The organism is Paenibacillus sp. 01T424, from assembly GCF_056398745.1.
In genome coordinates, this window is record NZ_JBFTPZ010000105.1 from 1 (window position 1) to 1681 (window position 1681).

Genomic DNA, 1681 nt, shown 5'->3' on the forward strand with positions numbered 1-1681 from the left:
GGAGGCCACTGAAAAAGTCCGTTAGATATAAAGGCACAGACCCTCAATATTTTGAGGGCGCTGTGCCTTTTTTCTTGTATACTTTCAGTATCACGTCGGAAGGGTGAATATCATGTTCCAGCCTCAACTCTCATTTGCACTTAGTCCGTACACAGCGCTGTACGACCTCATCGTGCCAAAAGACAACATGTTGCGTCAGATTAACGAACTCGTCGACTTCTCCTTCATCTACGACGAGTTGAAAGCTAATTACTGTTTAGATAATGGCCGCAACGCTATTGACCCGGTGCGGATGTTTAAATATTTGCTTTTGAAAGCCATTTTCGAGCTGTCAGACGTGGACTTGGTTGAGCGCTCCCGTTATGACATGTCTTTTAAATATTTCCTTCAGATGGCACCGGAAGAAGCTGTCATAGATTCCAGTTCTCTTACGAAGTTCCGTAAGTTGCGATTGAAAAATATGGACCTGCTAGACCTACTTATTAGCAAGACTGTTGAGCTGGCTACCGCGCAAGGAATTTTAAAGAGCACGTCTATCATCGTGGACGCAACACATACGAAAGCACGCTACAACCAGAAATCGCCGAGAGAAGTTTTGCAGGATCGTTCCCGTAAATTGCGTAAAGCCATCTACACCATCGATGAATCGCTACGAGCAAAGCTTCCCGCTAAGAATACGGTGGACACGCTTGAAGCCGAGATCACCTACTGTCAGGAGCTCATTAAGATTACTGAAACCGGTCTTGGTATCGCCCAGCTACCTAAAATTACGGAACCGCTTAATCTGCTTAAAGAAACCGTTGAAGATGACGTAGAGCAACTGCGCATCTCGCAGGATCAGGACGCGCGCATCGGCCACAAGAGCGCGGACTCTTCATTTTTTGGTTACAAAACGCACATAGCCATGACCGAAGAAAGAATCATCACAGCCGCTATTGTCACAACCGGCGAAAAGAACGACGGCAAACAACTACAAGCGCTCATCGAGAAAAGCAAGGCAGCAGGCGTGAACGTGAAGACCGTCATTGGCGACATGGCTTATTCGGAAAAAGATAATTTAACCTACAGCAAGGAAAATGAAATTCAACTCGTCTCGCGATTAAATCCCCTGATTACCCAAGGTGCGCGCAAGAAGGAAGATGAGTTTGAATTCAACAAGGATGCTGGGATGTATGTTTGCAAAGCAGGGCACATGGCCATTCGCAAAGCGCGCACAGGAAAGAAGGGTGTTGGGGCAAATCAGATTAACACCTACTATTTCGATATAGAAGCGTGCAAGAAGTGTCCCCTAAAAGAAGGATGCTACAAGGAAGGCGCGAACAGCAAAACGTACTCCGTGAGCATAAAATCTGGAGAGCATACCGAGCAAATGGCATTTCAAGAAACAGAGTATTTCAAAGAGAAAGCGAAAGAACGATACAAAATTGAAGCAAAGAACAGCGAACTCAAACACCGACACGGGTACGACGTGGCCACGTCCTCGGGTCTGCCTGGCATGCAGATACAAGGTGCTATGGCTATATTCGCAGTGAACTTAAAACGGATATTGAAATTAGCTGACTAACAAACAGCGCCAAGACCTCAAAAATGCGACACCTTCTCCGGAATATCAGGAGAAGGTGTCGCATTTTTGCTTATCGCTTTGGGGGCTCACAAAAACCTTAAGTTCTTCAGTGGCCTC

Annotated in this window: 1 protein-coding gene; it reads left to right on the forward strand. The window is 46.2% G+C overall.

Annotated elements, in window-relative coordinates:
- Window positions 1-112 precede the first annotated feature (112 nt).
- Window positions 113-1564 (forward strand): IS1182 family transposase, encoded by a 1452-nt coding sequence (locus AC1DPK_RS34085; RefSeq protein WP_477513022.1) that lies wholly within the window; start codon window positions 113-115, stop codon window positions 1562-1564.
- The last annotated feature ends 117 nt before the right edge of the window (window positions 1565-1681 follow it).

Excerpts from the sequence above, each read along its gene's own strand:
- AC1DPK_RS34085 (WP_477513022.1), top strand. The coding sequence starts at position 113 with ATGTTCCAGCCTCAACTCTCATTTGCACTTAGTCCGTACACAGCGCTG.